Below are 20,344 nucleotides of genomic sequence, written 5' to 3' on the forward strand. Positions count from 1 at the left end.
CCCCTAAAGGATAACGTATTCTAAGTGCTAAAGACACTAAGAATACTGTTAATAAGGTTCAGATGGAGAAAAGCATTTATCATAAGCAAACTCCACCTGAACCTAAGAATCACTTGATTCAATCTGTGTGATAGAAGGCTTTACAGGATTTACATATAAAGTTTTGTTTGAATAATATATTACCATTCCAGGTTTAGCTCCGTTTGGTTTATGTACATTTCTAACTTCCGTATAATCTACGGCCACTTTTGAGGAATTCTTGGATTTACTATAATAAGCAGCAAGATTGGCAGCTTCCTCCAAAGTTTTATCTGGAATTTTACCAAAATTTTTTACTATTACATGAGATCCGGCAATATTTTTTGTATGAAACCATAAGTCTCTTTTATCTGCAAATTTTAAGGTAAGGTAATCATTCTGAAGATTGTTTTTACCTACATATATTTCTATTCCGTCACTGGAAATAAATTTTACAGGTTTAAAACTTTTAACCTTTTTCTTATTTGCTGACTTCTTAAACTTAATATATCCAGTTTCCATAAGCTCCCTTTTTATTTCTTCAATATCGTCATAACTATCCGAATTAGTTATATTTATTAGTACAGAATTTAAATATTCAAGTTCTTCATTTGCTATTTTTAACTGTTCAATAGCTGCTTTTTCTGTTTTCTTTAGTTTATTGTATTTTTTAAAGTAAATTTGAATATTTTCAGAAGGTGTTTTATTTTTATCTAATTTTATAGTCATGTACTCCAGTGTATCACTGTAATAATTTTGAACTTTTATATGAGAATCTCCTTTGTGTATACTATAGATATTTGAGGTAAGCAATTCTCCCTGTACTCTATATATATCTTTATTTTTACAATCTTCCAAATTCTCCATTAAAATTCTAATTTTTTTGTTGCATCTCTCTAAATTTATATTTATCAATTTTTGCATATCAGAACTTTTACTATTTAACCTGTCTGTCATGTCTTTTTCATAATAAAAGTCATCTATAAGCTGGGAGGGGGTGGAATATTGTTTTTCCTCGCAATTATTCAAATAAGTTAGCTTTTCGCAGTAAAAATCCACCATTTTTCCATTTTCTATATAATAAGCAAAGTAAAATTCATTGTTTTTAAGCTGGGAAAAAATTTTATTACAAAAACCATATAAAATAGTTATAGTTGCTTCATTAAGGATATCTAGATCACATAATTTTAATTGGGCTAACATATGGTATAATTCTTTTGAGAAGGAATTACTTACACCTGTAAATATTTTAGAAAAAGAGCTTGGATTCAGGGATTTTGTGTTTTGTAATGAACATTTAAACTCTTCTCTGGTATAACAAAAAGGACTTAGTTTATTTGAAACAGGCGGAAATATATATTTAATCCCAGGGAATATAGATCTGATAGAATTAATTTCAGGTGTTATATGTTTTATACTATCCATAATTATAGTATCTTTTTTACGTATTAAGGTTATATTACTATGCCTTCCCATTATTTCCACAACCAAGGTATAGGTATTGTCAAATCCCAGTTCATTTGAGCTTTCAAAATCTAAAAATACTATTCTATCTGTATCTAATTGTGTTATGTTAATTAATTTTGATGAATTTAAATATTTTCTTAAAATCATACAAAACATAGGAGGCTGCATAGGATTTTTTTTAGTTTTATTTGTAATGTGTATTTTAGGATATACAGAACTGGAACTGATTAATAATTTATAGAGTTTTCGTTCATTTCTGATATTTATTATTATTTCATCTTTTTCAGGCTGATTAACTTTTTCAACTTTCCCTCCTAGTAAGGTTGATTTTAATTCTTGTAAAATACTGTGTATAAAGATACCGTCTAAGGCCATAATATTCATCCTCTCATATGTTGTATACCTAATAAATTATACCATTTAAAATTTTTAAAATAAAGTTATAAAATTATTGTTGATAAAAGATTAGTACAGTAGTAAACTTAATTTGAAATATTTAGTATGTTTTTATGGGAGGGTGAAATTTTGAAATGAAGTTTACTAAAATGCATGGAACAGGAAATGATTTTATAGTCATTGATGATAGACAAAATATATTCTTGGGAAAAGAAAGGGAACTTGGTTCAAAACTTTGCAGTAGACATTTTGGAGTAGGAGGAGATGGCATATTAATAGTCAGGGAAAGTAATATTGCTCCCATTAAGATGATAATAATAAATTCAGATGGTTCCTATGCTTCTATGTGTGGAAATGGAATAAGATGTTTTGCCAAATATGTATGGGAACAGAATTTAATAAAGGAGCCTGTTGTAAAAATTGAAACAGGAGATGGAATAAAAGAAGCTTTTTTAAGTATAGAAAATGGAGAAGTAAAAGAAGTAACTATTGATATGGGAACACCTTCTTTTGATCCTGAAAAAGTTCCGGTAAAATTTGAAGGTGAAGTTGTGGAAAAAGAAATAAAGATTGAAGATAAGAGCTATATTATTACTACTTTATTTATGGGAGTGCCACATACAGTTATATTTGGAAAACTTGAAAATTATGATGTAGCGGAAGGAAAATATATTGAAAAGTACCCTATATTTACACAGGGAACCAATGTGAATTTCTGTGAAATCGTAAATGAAAATGAAATAAAAGTTAAAACTTGGGAAAGAGGTGCAGGTCCTACTTTAGCTTGCGGCACGGGAAGTTGTGCATGTGTTGTGGCGGCCCATAGAGTTGGTCTTGCAGAAAAAAAAGTTAAGGTTACAGTACCAGGTGGAAGACTTTTAGTAGAAATAAAAGATCATAATGTATTTATGACAGGTCCTGCAGCAGTTTCATTTAAAGGGGAATGCGATATTTAATGGAATATTTTTCGAAAAAAATAATACTCCTTATTATGACGTTTATTATGAGTTTTACTTTAAATGGATGCATTAATAAAAATGAAGATGAAAGTGAAAAAGTAGAAATACCCCATTATTCTGACGTTATTGCAATTGAAAATAATGAAAATGGCAGTGAATTATATAATATCAATAATTATCAGTTATCTGAAAATGGATCAATTGATGATATGACACAATTAGTATATAATACACAAAAATCTGTTTATGTTTATTTAGTTAATCTAGCTAAAGAAGGGCAGCTTAGAAATAATAAAATGATTATAGTATATAATGGTATTAAAAGTGAAGTGAAAGATTTCTTTACGGCAATGGATATAGAATTAAATTCTTCGGGAGATAAAATTGCCTACAGAACATTTAAAAGTAATTCTTTAGATAGTGCACAGGGAATGAGAATATATGATTTAAAAGATAAAAAGTATGTGAAACTTAATTCTAAAGTTTTAGTTTCGGGAAATCTATATAAGTGGCTGGATGACCATAGAATAATTTATTATGGAAGCATAGAAGGTAAAAAAGACTCTGATAAAATATATATGTATGATTTTAATACCCATAAGGAACAGGTTTATTTAAATGATACTGAAGGGTATTGTATGTATTTTACTTCTGCGGGTAATAATTTATTATTTCTATCTAGGGCTGGGGAGAGTTTGTATTTATACTACTATGAATGTAAAAGTAATCAGATTAAGCTTTTAAGTAATGATTTTACAGGAATATATGACTCCATATCAGATGATAAAAGTGGAAATATATTTTTCTTTGCTAGTATAGGGAAAGATGAGACTGCTCTTTACAAATTTAATATAAATGATAATAAATTAGAGAGAATTACATATGATTTTCCTCAAAATATTAAAATTTCCGCAGGCATATCCAAGGATGAAAAAGGTAATATATACTTTATAGGCGTGGGGAATGAACAAAATAGTGGAGATGTATTTATGTATGATATAGATAAAAAATCCATAAATATTATCTCAGACCATGAAGGAAATTATAGTATTTATGGAGATAGAGGCAAAGTAATATTTAATTAGTAATGAATAGGTGCTGTGAAAATGAATAAATTTTCATAGCATTTTTTTATTTTTATTTTAGAATAAGTGTTTAAAAATTTATATTATGGACATAATCCCAAATGTATAAATTAATAGAAAGTGAGAATTATAATGTTTTCTGTGGAATTAGAAGATATAAATATTGAAGACATTGTTTTAGACACAGAAATAGTAAGGAAAATACCGGAGGAAATAGCTAGAGATAATTGTTTAATACCCTTAAAACAAGTTAATGGGAAGCTTATTGTAGCTGTAGGTAAAGAACTAAATTTAACATTAATAGAAGAATTAAAGTTTATATTAGGCAGTCAAGTACTATTTTTTAAAGCAAATAAAAAGAAAATACTTCAGTTAATAAATACGTATTATTGCAAACAAAATTTACATCATGCCTTAAAGGACATAAAATTAAATGAAAACATTTCAAAATTGACATTAAATTCCACATCTTACAGGAATAAATTTCAGAGTTCTCCAGTGGTAAAAGCGACTAATTATATAATAGATAAAGCAATAGATGAAAGAGCTAGTGATTTGCACATAGAGCCGTTTCAAAATAATGTAACTATAAGGATGAGAATAGACGGGATAATAGGAGAGTATATTAAAATTCCCGCCAATATATATCCCCTTATATGCACTAGGATAAAAATAATGGCAGACATGGATATAGCAGAAAAGAGAATACCCCAAGATGGAAAAATAAAATATGTTAAGCAAAACTTAAATTATGATTTAAGGGTGTCTACTCTTCCTACTATATATGGGGAAAAATTAGTTCTAAGAATTTTGTATAAAGATGAGAGTATAAAACATTTAAATACTCTAGGTTTTTTAAAAGAAGATGAAAAAAAAGTAAGGGCTATGATTTCGCGAAGCCATGGACTTATCTTGGTAGTAGGTCCAACTGGTTCTGGGAAAACAACCACCTTATATTCTATCCTAAATACTATAAACAAATATGAAAAAAATATAGTCAGCATAGAAGATCCTGTGGAATATACTGTAGATAATGTAAATCAAGTTAATGTAAACAGCAAAATAGGACTAGATTTTGCACAAGGCCTTAGAAGCATACTAAGGCAAGATCCTGATGTTATAATGCTTGGGGAAATAAGAGATGAAGAAACAGCACATATAGCAATAAGGGCTGCAGTGACGGGACATTTAGTGATAAGTACACTTCATACTAATGATGCTATTGAATCAATAGTGAGACTGAAAGATATGGGAGTAGCCCAGTATTTTATTGAAGATGCATTAATAGGGGTCATATCTCAAAGATTAGTTAGAAAAATATGTCCCTATTGCAAGGTGGAATATATATCTTCTTCTAGAGAAGCTAAAGAATTAAATTTATCGTCTAATCATGTTTTATATAAGGGAGATGGTTGTGCAAAATGTAATTGTATGGGTTATAAAGGAAGAACTGTTACCTATGAAATAGTTAACATGCATTATATTAAAAAAGAATATTTTAAAAATAATAGTTCTAATATTAAGGATAGCATTAAAAAGTCAAATATAGTTTCACTTAGACAGAATTGCATACAACTTGTTAAATCAGGAGTTACTACTTATGAAGAGTTTCTTAGGGTAAGCTTCTAGCAAAGGCAGGTGAAAAAATATAATAAAATATTGGGCGCTAAACAAAAGCGGAAAAAAAATTAGGGGACAGTGTGAAGAACATAAATTTAAACAGTTAAAATGTGATTTAAGGGAAGAAGGCTACTTTATATATAAAGAAATTCTTACAAAAAAATATAAGGAGCTTTTTTTGAAAAGACCTAACATATTGGATATAAGTATTTTATGTGGTCAATTAAGTCTTATGCTAAGTACAGGTATATCTGTATTTAAAGCACTGGATACTTTGGAAATTCAATGTAATAAAATTTCACTTAGGTTAGCATTGAATACTGTAAAAGAAGATGTAATAAAAGGAAAAAGCATACATAGAGGAATGGAAAGATTTAAGAAAGTATTTCCTGTGTTTATGGTTGAAATGATTAAAATTGGAGAAGAAAGCGGACGATTAGATGAAATATTAAAAAAATTATCATTTTATTATGAAAAACAATATAATGTAATCTCATCTATAAAAACTTCACTTATATATCCAGCATTGATTTTAATAACAGGTGTATTTATTATGTTATTTTTAATGACTAAAATAATCCCTACATTTACAGATATCATAATATCAAGCGGAGGAGAAATCCCTATTTTAACTAAGGTAGTTATACGCAGCTGTGAATTTTTAAGACTTCATTATATGAAAATATTTATGGTGCTAATTTTAATGCTGGTGTTATTGTATAAATTTAGTAAAAACACTAAAGTAAAAAGGATTTTAGAAAATATTAAAATCAAAACACCTTATTTTGGAAATATATATAATAATTTAATTATTTTTAAGATATGTTCTTCTATGTCTATACTTATGAAATCAGGGATAAATATAGTTAAGGGTTTTAAAATTACAAGTAAGTTGTTGGAAAATAGAGTTATAGCTGAAAAAATACAGCATTGTGTAAAATATATGGAACAAGGAGAAAGTATATATGATTCTTTAAATAAGGCACAAATAAATAACAAGATGCTGTTATCTCTTATTAATACAGGAGAAGAAACGGGAGAGATAGACATGATATTTTCCAAATTGGAAGAATTATTTAGGAGCCAAATGGACAGATACTTTAAAAAGTTAACTAAGATTATAGAACCTATTGTAATAGTGTTTCTATCTCTGTTTGTGGGAACATTTGTTATAGCAGCGCTTATGCCTATTTTTAGTATAATGGATTCCACTTTGTAAATAAAAGTTCACACTAATTGTTTACAGATAAATAATTTTAGTATAACTAATAAGAAGAAAGAGAGATGAAAGATGATAAATATAAAAATATTTAAAAATTATAAAAGAAGGGGATTTACACTTATAGAACTTATGCTGGTGGTAGCAATAATTTTAGTCCTTTTAGGATTCTTAATTCCTAAATTTTCAGCATATCAGGATAAAGTAAAAACTACTAAAGCAATAAGCACGGCTAAGCAAATTGAAACAGCTGCTATGGCTAGTTATGGTGACAATGAAGGGAAATTTAATGAAGAAGATGTACAAAATTATGTATCACAACTTACTTCTGCAGAGAATTTACAGGTTAAAGGAGATTCAGCTGAAAGTGATCTCATAACTATAAGTTATAAAAGTGATGAAAATACATATACCTTAGAAATAAACGCAGCAGATAATTCCTGTATAGTTAAGGACGGACAGAGACAAATATATCCTAAGGCATCTTCGGCTGAATAAGAGACAAAATAAATTCTAGGAGATAACTTATGGTGTTTAAAATTAAGGTAAAAGGGTTTACGCTTATAGAAGTGCTTCTGGCAATAAGTTTATTTTCCATACTTTTAAGTTTTAGCTTAGTTAATTTGGGAACTTTTAGCAGTATTAAAAATGAAGTAGATGTGGATTTAACCAGCAATAGAATTATAAATTTTATAAATAAGTCTAAACTTTATTGCAGGGATAAAAGTAAAGAAGGAGGATATATTTATTTCAATGTAAGTAGTCAAAATATAACTTTTAATGTTGGGCTGCAGAAAATATTTAAGATGGAATTACCAGATGGGTTTACTTTAAATGCAGTAGGTAATGACAATAAAATAAAAATAGATCACCGTGGAATTACCGCAGATGCTTGTAGTATAAAATTTAGAGATAGAAAAGGGGAATTGCATTGCATTACTATATGCGTTGGAACAGCCTATGTGGAATTGAAATATTAAAGTACATGATAAAGAGAGCAGTGGAAAAAGGTATATTAATAAGAAATGGTATATCTGTCAAAAAAGGATTTACTTTAGTTGAAGTATTATGCAGTATAACAATTTTTGCAGTATTGTTTATGACGGCCATTTCTATACAATTAAATTCATTTAAAATAAAAAAATACAATGAAAGTTTAGATAACTCTACTTTAATTATAGAACATATAAAAAATAATATTATATATAACTGTGATTATGATGAAATTTCATATTTAAATTCTACAAATAAACGCTATATAAACTGTAATACTTTAAATTTTGAACATATTAAGAATGAGAACGTAATTAATTTATTTTCAGATGTAATACCTAGTAAGGAGCCTTATATTGTATTAAATATATCAGGTACGAAAGTTTTAAAAGTAAATTTGCAGTTTTATGAGAATATATATGGCAATATAAAAGTTCAGGAGTGTGAGTTTTATAAGGGAAACTATAAAAAGTAAAATAGAGTCTAAAAAAGGTTTTACAATTATAGAAATACTTTTAGTTATATCGCTTGTATTCATAATAGTTACTTTACAGGTAACTGTGATATCTAAATACATGAAATTACATAGAAAAGAGATAAATTATAGCAGAGAATGTTTTTATATAAATGAAGCATTTATGATAATAGAAAATGAGATAAAAAATGCAAAGTGTATAGATATAGAAAATAATATGATAATTTTAAAAAGGTATGATAATAAAGGCTATGATTATATAAAAAAAAATAGAGGTTCTGCAGTAGTTGTTTCTTATGGGGCTATTGACTCTCCTACAGTGAATAATGTATTAAAAGGTGTAAAAGAGTTTCAAGTGGAAAAACATAAAAAAGTGTTTTATGTATCTATAAATATGGAGAAAGGTAATTTTTATACAAAATGTTTTGCAATAGAAAGAGAAAAGTTAAGAAAGGATTTATATTAATATATGCACTGCTTATAGGATGCATTTGCATTTTCATTTCACTGGGATGTTATAGTATGGAAATGTACATTAGATCTGATAACTTAGACAGGCATAAAGAGGCTTTTAAAACTGATATAACTAAAAAATATAAGGAATATCTTTTAACTGAGTTAAATCAATATATATGTGACAATGTATCCTATGAAACTACTAGTTTGAAAGAATATATGTGCTCTTTGGATAATTTCAAGATATATTTTGAGGGATCTTATATTTATTATGATGGAAGCCTGGATTGTTTTATTATTAAATATATATTTGACGGTAAATTCTATAAACAAGAAACATTTGAATATGAAATAAGAGATAAAGATATAGTGTATAGTTGTGTAGATTATTCCTTTGAGGAAGGAGGTTAAAAAATGTGGCAAAAGGCATTTTTGGAAGTAAGCAAGAAAAGCATAATATATAGAGAAATTTGCAAGAAAAAATTCTTTATAAATTTATTTAATAAAAGGAATAAAAAAGTTGTTTTTTCAAATAAATTTAAAGATATTAAAGTTAATCTAAAAAATAAAAAACTATGTATATTAGTGCATGGAGAAGAGATATATGTAACATATATGAATTTACCTAAGATAAAGAAGGAAAATCTTTATGGGGTAATAAAATATGAATTGAAAAGTAGATTTAAAAACATGGATAATATAATGTTTTCTTATGAAATACTTAAGCATAATAGACACAATTTAGAAGTAATTGTATTTTGTATGAACTGGAGTAATATAGATATAGCCAAGATATGCAGTGATAGAGGGGCCAGTATTAAAGGTATAGTGCCAATCCAATTTTACATATGGTCAAACTATAAAGATAAATTGGGAAGTGAAAATTATATATTTACCTTAATTGTGGATAATATCTTATATCTTATGGCTTGTGGAGAGGGCAAAGTTATATTTAATAATGTATTTAAGAATATATTTAAAGAAGACTTCTTGGAAAATTTAGAACAATTTCAATTTAAATTAAATATTTTAGTTCCTAATATTAAATTTTCTACTATAGCTTTTGTAGACTTTTTATATAAGGATATAATAGAAACTCTGTCTAAAAAGTATATTTGTAAGGATTTCGGTAAATTTAATATGAACTAACATGTAACATAGCAAAGTATCTGGAAGTAATAGCAAGCTAAATATGCCTCAATTTAAGGTAGGTGATTTTAATTATGAAAAGCTTATATTTTTTGCCCTATTGGTACATAGAAAATAAGCAAAATAAAAAGAGTAAAAACCTTAAGCTTTTTATTCTAATACTTTTGATAGTAAATATTATATTTTTTAATATATATTTCATGAATAAAAATAAGCTTAGTACTGTAGAAAATAAGTTTGCAAAATATAATTCCATGGAAAAATCAGAACATAATGAGAATAATACTATGAAAAGCTTTGTAAATTTTTATAGTTATATATATATAAAAACAGATCTGAAAAGTGTAGATATTGAAAACAAAAATATAGATATACGTGTGGAAGGTGACGAGAAACAGTGCTTATCTTTAATTAAAGATATTGAAAAGTCAAATAAATTTATAGTAAAGAATTTGAATTGTTCAGGAAGTGAAAAAGAAAAAAATAAAATTTGGGAAATAAATTTATTTTTTAAGTGAAGTTATTTAGATTAAGGTGGAATATTAATAATGAATAAGGTAAATAATATATATAGAGTTATTATATTGTTTTTGATTTGTAGTGGAGTCATGTTTTTAGTAAAAAATTATAATATTATTTGCTACTTGAAACAGGAGAATAGTAAACTTGAATCCTTAGAAAAAAAGCAAATTAAAAAAAATTATAAAGTAGACTATTCCGAAGTTTTAAGTGAGTTAAATTGCATAAAAGAAGTACATATACTAAATTTGACAAATTCTAATGGACAAAATTTAATGGTACAGGCGGAAATAATAGGGGATAAAAATAAAGTAAAAAATATTTTAACAGATATTAAAAATAATAAGGATTTTTATAGTATAGGCAGCATTAAAATTCAGCAGTATGAGTTACAGAATATAAAGGTAGTGGCGGATATTAATTTTAAAAAATATAATTAATATCTCTGAAATTTCCAGATAATATTATATATTTTGCAAATACATTACTGGGCAAGTATAACGTGAAACTATTATATTGGTTAGTTATTTCTTTAACAATACTTAAATATTATGTTTGCAAATAATCACGAGTTTTGATAAAATAACATTGTTTAGTGCAATCTTACACAGAGTTTGTTGTGATTTTTAAACATAACTTGTAAGTTATGTAGTGTTGCATATTTTTTGATAATTAATTAAAGATTAGTTTGGAATTTTTAAAGGAGTAATAAAAAGTTCTATAAGTGAAATTTTAATGTATATATAAAATTTCCTGTTAAGTATAAAAGGGGTAATTCGAATGTTCAAAAAAAGAATTGAAAAGTTAAGAAAATCCATGGAGAAAAAAGGTTTTGATGGAATTTTATTAGTGGGAGATGCTAACAGAAACTATTTAAGTGGATTTACAGGAAATGAAAGTTTTGCTATTATAACTTTAGATAAAGCTTTTTTTATTACCGATTCAAGATTTACAGAGCAGGCCAGACAGCAGGTTGAAGATTATGAAGTATTGGAATATGGCAAAGGTGTTTCTTTTATAGACTTCTTGTCAGATTTGTTAGATAAAATCAATGTTAAAAAAGTTGGTTTTGAAGAAAATATACTTTCTTATAGTCAATATAATCTTTACACTAGTAAATTGCAGTGTGAATTTATTCCTATGAATGGAATTGTGGAAGAACTAAGAGTAATAAAGGATGAATTTGAAATAAAGGCAATACAAAATGCAGCTGTAATTGCAGATAAGGCCTTTGAACATATAATAAAATTTATAAAATGTGGAATGACAGAAAGGGAAATAGGCTTAGAATTAGAATTTTATATGAAAAAATTAGGAGCTAAGGATTTATCTTTTCCATCTATAGTTGCTTCAGGGGTAAGATCAAGTCTTCCTCATGGAGAGGCTACAGACAAAGTCGTAAATATGGGGGAATTTTTAACGTTAGATTTTGGGTGTATATTTGATGGATACTGTTCTGATATGACAAGAACAGTAGTAATAGGTGAACCAACACAAAAAATGATGGGAATATATGACATAGTGTTGGAGGCACAGCAGTTAGCTTTGAAAGAATATAAGCCCGGGATACCTGCATCCCATGTAGATGGTATTGCTAGAGATTATATAGCAAAAAAAGGATATGGGCAATATTTCGGCCACGGCCTAGGGCATGGAGTGGGAAGAGAAATTCATGAATTACCTACTATATCCTATAAGAATAAGGGTGAATTGAAAGTGGGTATGATAGTTACAGATGAACCGGGAATATATATACCAGATTTCGGGGGAGTTAGAATAGAAGACTTACTCATAGTAACTGAAAATGGAGGAAAAGTTCTGTCTAAGTCACCTAAGGAACTATTATGTATAGGATAATTATATAATATAACATTATATTATTATAATCATAAAATCAGATAAAAATTTAAAAAAGGTCGAATAAGAATAAGAAAGGGGTTAAAGCCGTTGTATCGACATTTTAGATGTTGAGTATGTAGGGTGGTATACATCCGAATTTATGTCCCTGGAGTGTAGGACCAGACCGAAACTAGCTAATAGCGAAATCGAAGCATTATGAAAGGGAAAGTAAGCTTAAAATTTATAGTTATATAAATAAAGTTTACATAACGGCATGAATATAATGATATCAGCAGGAGATTTAAGAAAAGGGACTACTTTTGAACAAGATGGACAAGTGTATACAGTAGTAGAGTTTCTCCATGTAAAGCCAGGAAAAGGAGCAGCATTTGTAAGAACAAAACTTAGAAATGTTATAACGGGATCAGTTACTGATACTACATTTAATCCCAGTGCCAAGTTACAAGAAGCAGTTATAGAAAGAAAAGAAATGCAATATTTGTATTCAGATGGTGAGTTATATTATTTTATGGATCAAGAAACTTTTGAACAAATTCCGCTAGAATATGCAAAAGTACAAGAGGCAATAAAATTTTTAAAAGAGAATATGTTTGCTATAATAAAATTTTATAAAGGAGAGGCATTTTCTGTTGAAGCTCCAAATTTTGTTGAACTTCAAATAACTCATACAGAACCGGGAGTTAAGGGAAATACTGCTACCAATGTTTTAAAGCCAGCTACTCTTGAAACAGGAGCAATTGTATCAGTACCTATATTTGTAAATCAGGGAGAAACTATAAGAGTTGACACAAGAAGTGGAGAATATATGGAGAGAGTTTAGTAAATACTAATGGCAAAATAAATTTAAGGATGTGATATTGTGGATTCTATTGTATCTAAAGTATCTTATCTTAGCGGCTTAGTAGATGGATTGAAAATTGATAGGAATACTAATGAGGGAAAAGTTATCATAGAAATTGTAAATGTGCTTAAAAGTATGGCAGAAGAAATTGATGATATATCTGAAGCACAGAAAAATATGATAGAATATGTAGATTCTATCAATGAAGATTTGGCCGATTTACAAGATAATTTATATGATGATGACTATGAGGCTTATAAAGATGAGGGAGAAAATTTTGCAGGAATTCAATGTCCTAATTGTAATGATATAGTATATGTGGATAAAGATATATTAGAACAAAAAAGAGAATTAACATGTCCAAATTGCCATAACAATATATATTTTCAAGATAATAATATAAAAGATGAGAAATCAAGTGATTCTTAGGTTCAGGTGGAGTTTGCTTATGAGAAATGCTTTTCTCCATCTGAACATTAGAAGAACTTATCCAGGCGCGTAGCATTGCTTATCTCCCACTTTGATAGAAAAGCAGAGAACCAAAATTTTTAATTTTGTGTGAATCGCTTTCACAGAGCGCGATGGGAGTATTAGCAATGGCAGCATTCGGATAAAATATATTTTTATTATAAAAATCCTATTAAAGTATGTTACTTTAATAGGATTTTTTATTTTTTTTATTTATGTGGAATAATTCGGACAAAGTAAAAATAGGAATTAATATAAAAGAAAGGAGATGAAAAATATAGATACTAAAGAGATTTTAAATATTATACCCGAAAGTTTAAAGATGGCTATAGGAGATTTAATAAAATCTCCCCATTTACAAGAAATAAGAATAAGAGCAAATAGGCCTTTAATAATTCAACTAGGGAAAAAGGAAATTGTAATTGAGTATACACCTAAATTAGAAGAGCTAAAGGTAATAGTTCAAAGGATGAGTAATTATTCTATTTATGCCTTTGAAGAAGAAATTAAACAGGGGTATATAACTATTAAAGGCGGACACAGGGTGGGAATATGCGGAAGGTGCATTATTGAAAAAGATCAGGTTAAAACCATAAAAGATATTGCATCTATAAATATAAGGATATGTAGAGAGATTATAAAATGTTCTGATTCTATTATGAAATTTATTTTTAAAAAAGATGAAGTAATAAATACTATAATAATTTCCCCACCTAAGTGCGGTAAGACTACCCTTATAAGGGATATTGCAAGGAATATTTCTGAAGGTATGAAAAATATAGGGCTTATAGGGAAGAAAGTTTGTGTAGTAGATGAAAGAAGTGAAATAGGAGCTTGCTTTAATGGGGTTCCACAGCTAAGCGTTGGTATGAGAACAGATATATTAGATGGATGTCCTAAAAGTCAAGGTATAATTATGGCCATTAGAAGTATGTCTCCGGAAGTTATAGTTTGTGATGAAATTGGAACTTATAAGGATATGGAAAGTATCTTAACTGCCTTAAATTCTGGTGTAAGTTTAATTACTACTATTCATGGTTATGGAATAGAAGACTTATATAATAGGCCTGTTTTTAAAGAAGTAGTTGATAATAAAGTATTTAAAAGGGCTGTAGTACTAAGCAGTAGAGAAGGTTCTGGTACGGTAGAATATATATATGACTTTTTGGATAGCTCGGTAATATGGAGGCGATAAAATGGTGAAATTTTTAGGCTGTATTATGATATTATGTGCTTCTACAGGAATTGGTATTATCTATGGGGAAAGCTTTAAGAAGAGAGTTAAACAGCTAAAAGAAATACAAAGATGTATGTACCAGCTTCAAAATGAAATAATATATACTCATACGCCTTTACCTGAAGCTATTTTTAATACAGCATGTAAAAGTGTAAGTCCCATTGCAGATATTTTTAAAGACATTTCAGCTATGTTGGAAAAAAATTGTGTTGACAGCGTATATGAAGCTTTTAATAAGACATTAAAAGATAGAGAGAATGTTTTAAATTTAAAAAAGGAAGACATAGCTACCTTATTAGATTTATCCAGAACCCTTGGTGAATCAGATATAGAGGGTCAAAAAAAGATGTTTTCACTAACCCTAGAGAATATAAAGGATCAAATTGAAACATCTCAAGTTTTAATGAGTAAGAATTTAAAGATGTGCAGGAGTTTGGGTTTTTCATTAGGGGCCATAATAGTCATAGTCTTAATTTAGATAATAATAATTATACTTTTCCAATAGATTTGTTAATTTTTAATGGGAATGAAAAGGAGAGATAACAAAATGATGGACATAAGTTTAATTTTTAAGATAGCCGGTGTAGGTATAATTGTCATCCTTATAAATAAAGTTTTAGAAGCTAGTGGTAAAGGAGATTATGCAGTGGTAACCAATCTAGCAGGGATTTTAATTGTACTTATGATGGTAATAAATTTAGTGAATAAATTGTTTAATACAGTTAGAACTATGTTTCAAATTTAGGAGAAAACTATGGAGATAATCAAAATAGTAGCGTTTGCATTTGTTGCTTTGTTTATGGTATTGCTGTTTAAGGGCAAAAGAGACGACATAGCAGTTTACATAAGTATAATTGCAGGAGTTGCTATATTTTTATTTATGGTGACAAAGATAACAGCAATACTTCAATTCGTTCAGCAATTAGCGACCAAGGCAAATATAGATTTTATTTATTTAACCACTGTATTTAAAATACTTGCTATTGCATATCTAGCTTCCTTTTGTAGTGAAATATGTAGAGATGCAGGGCAGGGCAATTTAGGGGCAAAAGTTGAATTTGCAGGTAAAATCTTAATTTTAGTACTTGCAATTCCTATACTTATGGCTGTATTACAGTCAATTTTAAAGATTATGTAGGTGTTAGTTATGAAAAATAGTATATTAGTATTATTTATAGTTTTATTAATGTGCTTTAATGTACAAGCTTTTAATACAAACACTGTAGAAACAAGCACACAAAGTAAAATTAGTGTTGGAAATACAGAAGAAAGTAATACAGAAAATGTACAAAATGAAAGTCAACAGGAACAGATAAATCAATTTTATGATTATATAACAAATATGAAGACGGAAAATGAAATGTTAAATGATATAGATGTAAAAACTTATGTGCAGAATTTTTTAAAAAGTGGGCAAGGAGGTATATCATCTAAAAAAGTTTTAAGTGCAGTAATATCCTATGCAATAAAAGAGTTAAAGGCATCTATAAAGCTGCTGATACTTTTAATAGTAATCTCAATTATATGTACCCTTCTAACCAATTTACAAAGAGCTTTTAGTGGTGAACAACTATCTAATATAGCATATTTTGCATGTTATTCACTTATTATAATAATAATGGCAAAAAGTTTTTATATAGGTGTAGATATGGCTAAGTCCACTATAAATGAAATGACAAATTTTATGGTAGCTTTAATACCCATACTTATAACTTTAGTGGCTACTGTAGGGGGATTTGTAGAAGCATCAGTTATGGATCCAATTATAATAGGGGCTATAACTATAAGTGCAAACTTATTTATGTACATCATAATTCCTGTAATATCTATGTCCTTTGTAATGCAATTTGTAAATAACTTATCTTCTGAATACAAAATAGATAAACTCACTAAACTTCTAAATCAGGGGGCATTGTGGGCACAGGGAATTATAATGACTATATTTATAGGCATTATAACCATAAGAGGAATTACTTCTAAAACTATTGATCAAGTTACAGCAAAAACAGCTAAATTTGCAGTAGACAATTTTGTGCCTATAGTAGGAAAGAGTCTGTCAGACGCCATATCCACAGTGGCAGGATATTCTATATTGTTAAAAAATGCTTTGAGCAGCGTAGGGCTTATAGTAATTATTGCAATACTTTTGTTTCCTATAATTAAACTAATAATTATGATAGTTTTATATAAATTAACAGCAGCACTTATAGAACCTATAAGCGATGGGAGACTGGTAAATTGTATAAACTCTGCAGGAGATTCTCTTACACTTATAATGTCTTGTTTAATATGTGTATCTATAATGTTTTTTATAATGATAGCAATTATAGCTTCAGCGGGAAAAGTTATGATGTGAAAGAGGGTGAGATATTATGCTTGAATCCCTGAGAGAGTGGCTTATAAGTATATGTACAGCTGTATTTTTTATTACAGCCATAGAAATGCTTCTGCCTGATAACAGTATGAAAAAATATTGCAAATTTGTACTGGGGCTTATATTAATTACAATTTTTATTAATCCCATAGTCAAGATATTCAACAGAGATTTTGATATAAATGCATATACTGCAAAAGCTATAGAGAATTTTGATAACAATATTAATAGCCAAAAATCTGCAAAGGAATTTAATGAGTATAAGCAAAAAAGTGAATCGGATACCATAGAAGCCTTTGAGAGTAATCTACAGGCCAGTTGTGAGAAAAGTTTAAAGGAAAAGTATCCTGATGGAAATTATAAAGTGGTAGTAGAAGCTGATTATGACGATGAAAGTAACCTTGTATATATAAAAAATGTGGATGTGCAAGCCCAAAAAGGCAGTGTTGAAAAGGTGAAGAAAGTGGATATAAGCGGCAAAACTACTGCTGTAGGTAATTTCAATACTGAAAATAGTGAGGAAGCCAGCAGGATAAAAGCATACTTAAGCCAGCAATTAAATATATCAGAAGATGCCATACATGTAAACTCTTAATGAGGAGGGATAATTGTGAATTTCAATTTTAAAAAATGGTTAAACGAACTTCTTAAAAAAGGTAATAAAAAAAGTTCTGATGACAAAAAAAATATTATGAATCTGGTTATAGTATTTTTAGTAGGGCTGCTCATAATTATAACTATAAATTTTTTTAGTAGTTACAGTAAAAATACATACAGCAATGTAAGTAATAATAGTACAGACAATACTACTAGTGATAGCACTGGACAATCTACCTCAACAGATGGGAATGGCTCTAAAGATTATGAAGAATCCCTGCAAAAAAACTTAAAGGATACTTTAGAACAGATAGACGGAGTAGGGAAAGTAGAGGTTATGATAAGCTTTGAAAGTGGAGAAGAGCATGTACCTGCAGTAAATGTAAATGACACAACTAATACTACTGAGGAAAAAGACAACGCAGGCGGCACAAGAAGCACTACCCAAAAAAATAATGGAAGTACAGTGGTTATCACAAATGATGGAAGTAAATCAGAACCCCTTATAGTAAAAACATATAACCCTAAAGTTTTGGGAGTATGTGTTGTAGCTGAAGGTGCTGAAAATAAAATAACTGAACTTAGAATATCAAAGGCTATAACTGATTTATTTGGTTTATCTGAAGATAAGGTAAATGTATATCCTATGAAAAAATAGTATATAAATGTACCTTCAAGCATATAATTTTTTAGGAGTTAGGTATCTGAAAATAAATAGCAAGTTAAAGATGCCTTAGATAAAGGGGGAATTGAAATGAATAAAAAACAAGCAGTTATTATTGTAACTCTTTTAGCCCTGATTGTTTGTGTTGGGGTAGTTGCTACAAAACTAAATAGTCCTATAAATTACGTAAATGGTGTGGACAATAATGGAAGTACAGTATCATCTAGCAGCAGCGATAGTACTGGTGACAACAATGGCACTGAAAATAAAAATACTAAATCTGATGCCGCGCAGTCTAAAGATAGTCAGTCTGGATTTTTTGAAGAAACAAGGCTTACCAGAGATCAAAAAAATGCAGAGACTCTTCAAACTTTAAAAAATTTTATAGATGATCAGAATGTATCTAATGACAATCGCGCCGATGCTGAAAAAAAATATACTGCTTTAGCCATGAACACAAACTATGAAATGAAAATAGAAAATACTTTAAAAAGTAAAGGGTATGAAGATGCTATATGTTCCATAGAGAACAGTAAAGCAAGAATAATAGTTAAAGATAAGGATAAATTAACAGATAAGAATACACGGGAGATAAAAGATGTAGTTATGAGTATTTCTCAAATCCAGGATGTAGAGATTGAAGTTAAACAAAATTAGAATTTTAAAGTTAAGTGCACTAAAGGCATTACATAAATAGATATAACATAATATCTGGAAATAAATAAGAGTGAAAGATAGTTAAATCAATTGTAAAAAAAAATTTCATTTGATATAATATACCTAATGTTAATCTTTCCATGATGTGAAATCTAGGAGGTGCAGTTATGGAAGAAAATATGAATAATGAAGTTGATATGGGTATTGTAAAAATATCTGATGAAGTTGTAGGTGTAATTGCAGGTCTTGCCACTACAGAGATAAATGGAATAGTTGGAATGAGCGCTAACCTTGTAGGAGGAATTACCCAAATATTAACGGGTAAAAAAAACTTATCTAAGGGTGTTAAAGTAAGTGTAGGAGAGAGCAATGCAGCTATAGACTTATATGTAGTGGTAGAATATGGGGTGAGAATTCCTGATGTGGCCTTAAAGGTTCAAGAAAATGTAAAAAGGGCAGTTGAGTCTATGACAGGTTTAGAAGTTTCAGCTATAAATATACATGTTCAAAATGTTATGATTTCTAAAGCAGCAGAAAATGATGATATTGATATTATGGAAGAGTAAATAATAACAACACCCTCTACATTGAGAGGGTGTTTTATTTAATACAGTTATATTGAATATATTGAAATTGTGCATAAATATATGCATTTGCATATATATACACTTGAACTAGTATATTAGTTTAAGTATAATTATATCTGAAATGACAATAATTATTTTTAAAAGAGTATATATCAGCCAGGAGGAGAACATGAATAGAAAAAAGACCAGAGAATTGACTATGAAATTATTATTTCAAATGGCTATAAATAAAGAAGAAATCGATGTTATTATAGCAAATTTAAAAGAAAATATTCAAGCAGAACAAGGAAATGATGTAAATAATAATACAGCACACATTTACGGAGAAAATGCAGGAGAACTGAAGGATGTAGACATAGATTATGTAGTGAGGGTTTTGAAGGGAATAGAACAAAATGAAGATGTATTAAACAGAGAGATTGAAAAGTATTTAAGAAATTGGAAATTAAATAGATTATCTAAAATAGATGCTGCTATTTTAAAAATTTGTACTTATGAATTTTTATACGAAGATGATATACCTGAAAAAGTATCTATAAATGAAGCCATAGAATTAGCCAAAAAATATTCATCTGAAAAATCTGCTCCATTTATAAATGGAGTACTTGGAAATATGATAAAGGATGAAAAAATAAAAAAGAAATAGTATATCATAAGGCGTACGTAAAGAATAACCAGCGGGTGTGTAACCTATTTCACATAA

The 20,344-nt window shown here is 28.4% G+C and carries 26 protein-coding genes; 25 read left to right on the forward strand and 1 reads right to left on the reverse strand.

Annotated features, from left to right (window positions below; translation table 11 throughout):
• Nucleotides 1–102: 102 nt before the first annotated feature.
• The gene (locus ACJDU8_RS15070; RefSeq protein WP_406792978.1) at nucleotides 103–1,860 is read right to left on the reverse strand and encodes an Rqc2 family fibronectin-binding protein; all 1,758 of its coding nucleotides are present in this window, start codon (nucleotides 1,858–1,860) and stop codon (nucleotides 103–105) included.
• Nucleotides 1,861–2,015: 155 nt separating this feature from the next.
• On the opposite strand from ACJDU8_RS15070, the gene dapF reads away from it, so the two are divergent.
• The 25 genes from dapF to nusB all read left to right on the forward strand — a co-directional run bounded on the left by dapF (nucleotide 2,016) and on the right by nusB (nucleotide 20,287).
• Nucleotides 2,016–2,837, forward strand: coding sequence for a diaminopimelate epimerase (gene dapF, locus ACJDU8_RS15075; RefSeq protein WP_406792979.1), 822 nt, complete (start codon nucleotides 2,016–2,018; stop codon nucleotides 2,835–2,837).
• On the forward strand, nucleotides 2,837–3,925 hold the full coding sequence (locus tag ACJDU8_RS15080) for a hypothetical protein (protein ID WP_406792980.1): 1,089 nt from the start codon (nucleotides 2,837–2,839) through the stop codon (nucleotides 3,923–3,925). The genes dapF and ACJDU8_RS15080 overlap by 1 nt, the downstream gene beginning before the upstream one ends.
• A 132-nt stretch (nucleotides 3,926–4,057) precedes the next feature.
• The gene (locus ACJDU8_RS15085; protein ID WP_406792981.1) at nucleotides 4,058–5,554 is read left to right on the forward strand and encodes a GspE/PulE family protein; all 1,497 of its coding nucleotides are present in this window, start codon (nucleotides 4,058–4,060) and stop codon (nucleotides 5,552–5,554) included.
• Nucleotides 5,555–5,723: 169 nt separating this feature from the next.
• Nucleotides 5,724–6,764, forward strand: coding sequence for a type II secretion system F family protein (locus tag ACJDU8_RS15090; RefSeq protein WP_406792982.1), 1,041 nt, complete (start codon nucleotides 5,724–5,726; stop codon nucleotides 6,762–6,764).
• A 72-nt stretch (nucleotides 6,765–6,836) separates the two neighbouring features.
• Nucleotides 6,837–7,262 (forward strand): type II secretion system protein, encoded by a 426-nt coding sequence (locus ACJDU8_RS15095; protein WP_406792983.1) that lies wholly within the window; start codon nucleotides 6,837–6,839, stop codon nucleotides 7,260–7,262.
• Between the two features lie 29 nt (nucleotides 7,263–7,291).
• Nucleotides 7,292–7,744, forward strand: coding sequence for a prepilin-type N-terminal cleavage/methylation domain-containing protein (locus ACJDU8_RS15100; RefSeq protein WP_406792984.1), 453 nt, complete (start codon nucleotides 7,292–7,294; stop codon nucleotides 7,742–7,744).
• Nucleotides 7,696–8,232 (forward strand): type II secretion system protein, encoded by a 537-nt coding sequence (locus tag ACJDU8_RS15105; protein ID WP_406792985.1) that lies wholly within the window; start codon nucleotides 7,696–7,698, stop codon nucleotides 8,230–8,232. The genes ACJDU8_RS15100 and ACJDU8_RS15105 overlap by 49 nt, the downstream gene beginning before the upstream one ends.
• Nucleotides 8,201–8,698, forward strand: a complete 498-nt coding sequence (locus ACJDU8_RS15110) for a competence type IV pilus minor pilin ComGF (RefSeq protein ID WP_406792986.1) — start codon at nucleotides 8,201–8,203, stop codon at nucleotides 8,696–8,698. Before ACJDU8_RS15105 ends, ACJDU8_RS15110 begins: the two co-directional genes overlap by 32 nt.
• Nucleotides 8,699–8,754: 56 nt before the next feature.
• The gene (locus tag ACJDU8_RS15115; RefSeq protein WP_406792987.1) at nucleotides 8,755–9,099 is read left to right on the forward strand and encodes a hypothetical protein; all 345 of its coding nucleotides are present in this window, start codon (nucleotides 8,755–8,757) and stop codon (nucleotides 9,097–9,099) included.
• 3 nt (nucleotides 9,100–9,102) lie between these two features.
• Entirely contained in the window at nucleotides 9,103–9,837 is a 735-nt protein-coding gene (locus ACJDU8_RS15120) for a hypothetical protein (protein ID WP_406792988.1), read from the forward strand.
• 74 nt (nucleotides 9,838–9,911) lie between these two features.
• On the forward strand, nucleotides 9,912–10,355 hold the full coding sequence (locus tag ACJDU8_RS15125) for a hypothetical protein (protein WP_406792989.1): 444 nt from the start codon (nucleotides 9,912–9,914) through the stop codon (nucleotides 10,353–10,355).
• Between the two features lie 30 nt (nucleotides 10,356–10,385).
• A complete protein-coding gene (locus tag ACJDU8_RS15130; protein WP_406792990.1) occupies nucleotides 10,386–10,796 on the forward strand; it encodes a hypothetical protein in 411 nt (136 codons plus the stop codon).
• A 340-nt stretch (nucleotides 10,797–11,136) separates the two neighbouring features.
• Nucleotides 11,137–12,213 (forward strand): M24 family metallopeptidase, encoded by a 1,077-nt coding sequence (locus tag ACJDU8_RS15135; protein ID WP_406792991.1) that lies wholly within the window; start codon nucleotides 11,137–11,139, stop codon nucleotides 12,211–12,213.
• 265 nt (nucleotides 12,214–12,478) lie between these two features.
• A complete protein-coding gene (gene efp / locus ACJDU8_RS15140) occupies nucleotides 12,479–13,036 on the forward strand; it encodes an elongation factor P (protein ID WP_406792992.1) in 558 nt (185 codons plus the stop codon).
• A gap of 39 nt (nucleotides 13,037–13,075) precedes the next feature.
• Nucleotides 13,076–13,486 carry a CD1247 N-terminal domain-containing protein gene (locus ACJDU8_RS15145; RefSeq protein WP_406792993.1) on the forward strand — a complete coding sequence of 137 codons (411 nt, stop codon included), beginning with the start codon at nucleotides 13,076–13,078 and terminating at the stop codon, nucleotides 13,484–13,486.
• 307 nt (nucleotides 13,487–13,793) lie between these two features.
• Nucleotides 13,794–14,720 carry a stage III sporulation protein AA gene (spoIIIAA, locus tag ACJDU8_RS15150; RefSeq protein ID WP_406792994.1) on the forward strand — a complete coding sequence of 309 codons (927 nt, stop codon included), beginning with the start codon at nucleotides 13,794–13,796 and terminating at the stop codon, nucleotides 14,718–14,720.
• A 1-nt stretch (nucleotide 14,721) separates the two neighbouring features.
• Nucleotides 14,722–15,240, forward strand: coding sequence for a stage III sporulation protein SpoIIIAB (gene spoIIIAB / locus ACJDU8_RS15155; protein ID WP_406792995.1), 519 nt, complete (start codon nucleotides 14,722–14,724; stop codon nucleotides 15,238–15,240).
• 69 nt (nucleotides 15,241–15,309) lie between these two features.
• Nucleotides 15,310–15,507, forward strand: coding sequence for a stage III sporulation protein AC (gene spoIIIAC, locus ACJDU8_RS15160; protein WP_406792996.1), 198 nt, complete (start codon nucleotides 15,310–15,312; stop codon nucleotides 15,505–15,507).
• A gap of 9 nt (nucleotides 15,508–15,516) precedes the next feature.
• The gene (gene spoIIIAD, locus ACJDU8_RS15165; RefSeq protein WP_406792997.1) at nucleotides 15,517–15,900 is read left to right on the forward strand and encodes a stage III sporulation protein AD; all 384 of its coding nucleotides are present in this window, start codon (nucleotides 15,517–15,519) and stop codon (nucleotides 15,898–15,900) included.
• A 9-nt stretch (nucleotides 15,901–15,909) separates the two neighbouring features.
• Nucleotides 15,910–17,118 carry a stage III sporulation protein AE gene (spoIIIAE, locus tag ACJDU8_RS15170; RefSeq protein ID WP_406792998.1) on the forward strand — a complete coding sequence of 403 codons (1,209 nt, stop codon included), beginning with the start codon at nucleotides 15,910–15,912 and terminating at the stop codon, nucleotides 17,116–17,118.
• A 16-nt stretch (nucleotides 17,119–17,134) separates the two neighbouring features.
• A complete protein-coding gene (spoIIIAF, locus tag ACJDU8_RS15175; protein WP_406792999.1) occupies nucleotides 17,135–17,731 on the forward strand; it encodes a stage III sporulation protein AF in 597 nt (198 codons plus the stop codon).
• A gap of 15 nt (nucleotides 17,732–17,746) precedes the next feature.
• Complete coding sequence (gene spoIIIAG, locus ACJDU8_RS15180; RefSeq protein WP_406793000.1) at nucleotides 17,747–18,391, forward strand: stage III sporulation protein AG; 645 nt, start codon at nucleotides 17,747–17,749, stop codon at nucleotides 18,389–18,391.
• A 96-nt stretch (nucleotides 18,392–18,487) separates the two neighbouring features.
• Nucleotides 18,488–19,054 carry a SpoIIIAH-like family protein gene (locus tag ACJDU8_RS15185; protein WP_406793001.1) on the forward strand — a complete coding sequence of 189 codons (567 nt, stop codon included), beginning with the start codon at nucleotides 18,488–18,490 and terminating at the stop codon, nucleotides 19,052–19,054.
• Nucleotides 19,055–19,221: 167 nt separating this feature from the next.
• Nucleotides 19,222–19,620 (forward strand): Asp23/Gls24 family envelope stress response protein, encoded by a 399-nt coding sequence (locus ACJDU8_RS15190; protein WP_406793002.1) that lies wholly within the window; start codon nucleotides 19,222–19,224, stop codon nucleotides 19,618–19,620.
• A 190-nt stretch (nucleotides 19,621–19,810) separates the two neighbouring features.
• Nucleotides 19,811–20,287: a transcription antitermination factor NusB gene (gene nusB / locus ACJDU8_RS15195; RefSeq protein ID WP_406793003.1), complete on the forward strand. Its 477-nt coding sequence runs from the start codon at nucleotides 19,811–19,813 to the stop codon at nucleotides 20,285–20,287.
• Nucleotides 20,288–20,344 lie beyond the last annotated feature (57 nt).

The sequence above is a fragment of the Candidatus Clostridium eludens genome (genome assembly GCF_045310515.1).
Taxonomy (GTDB): Bacteria; Bacillota; Clostridia; order Clostridiales; family Clostridiaceae; genus Clostridium_B; species Clostridium_B eludens.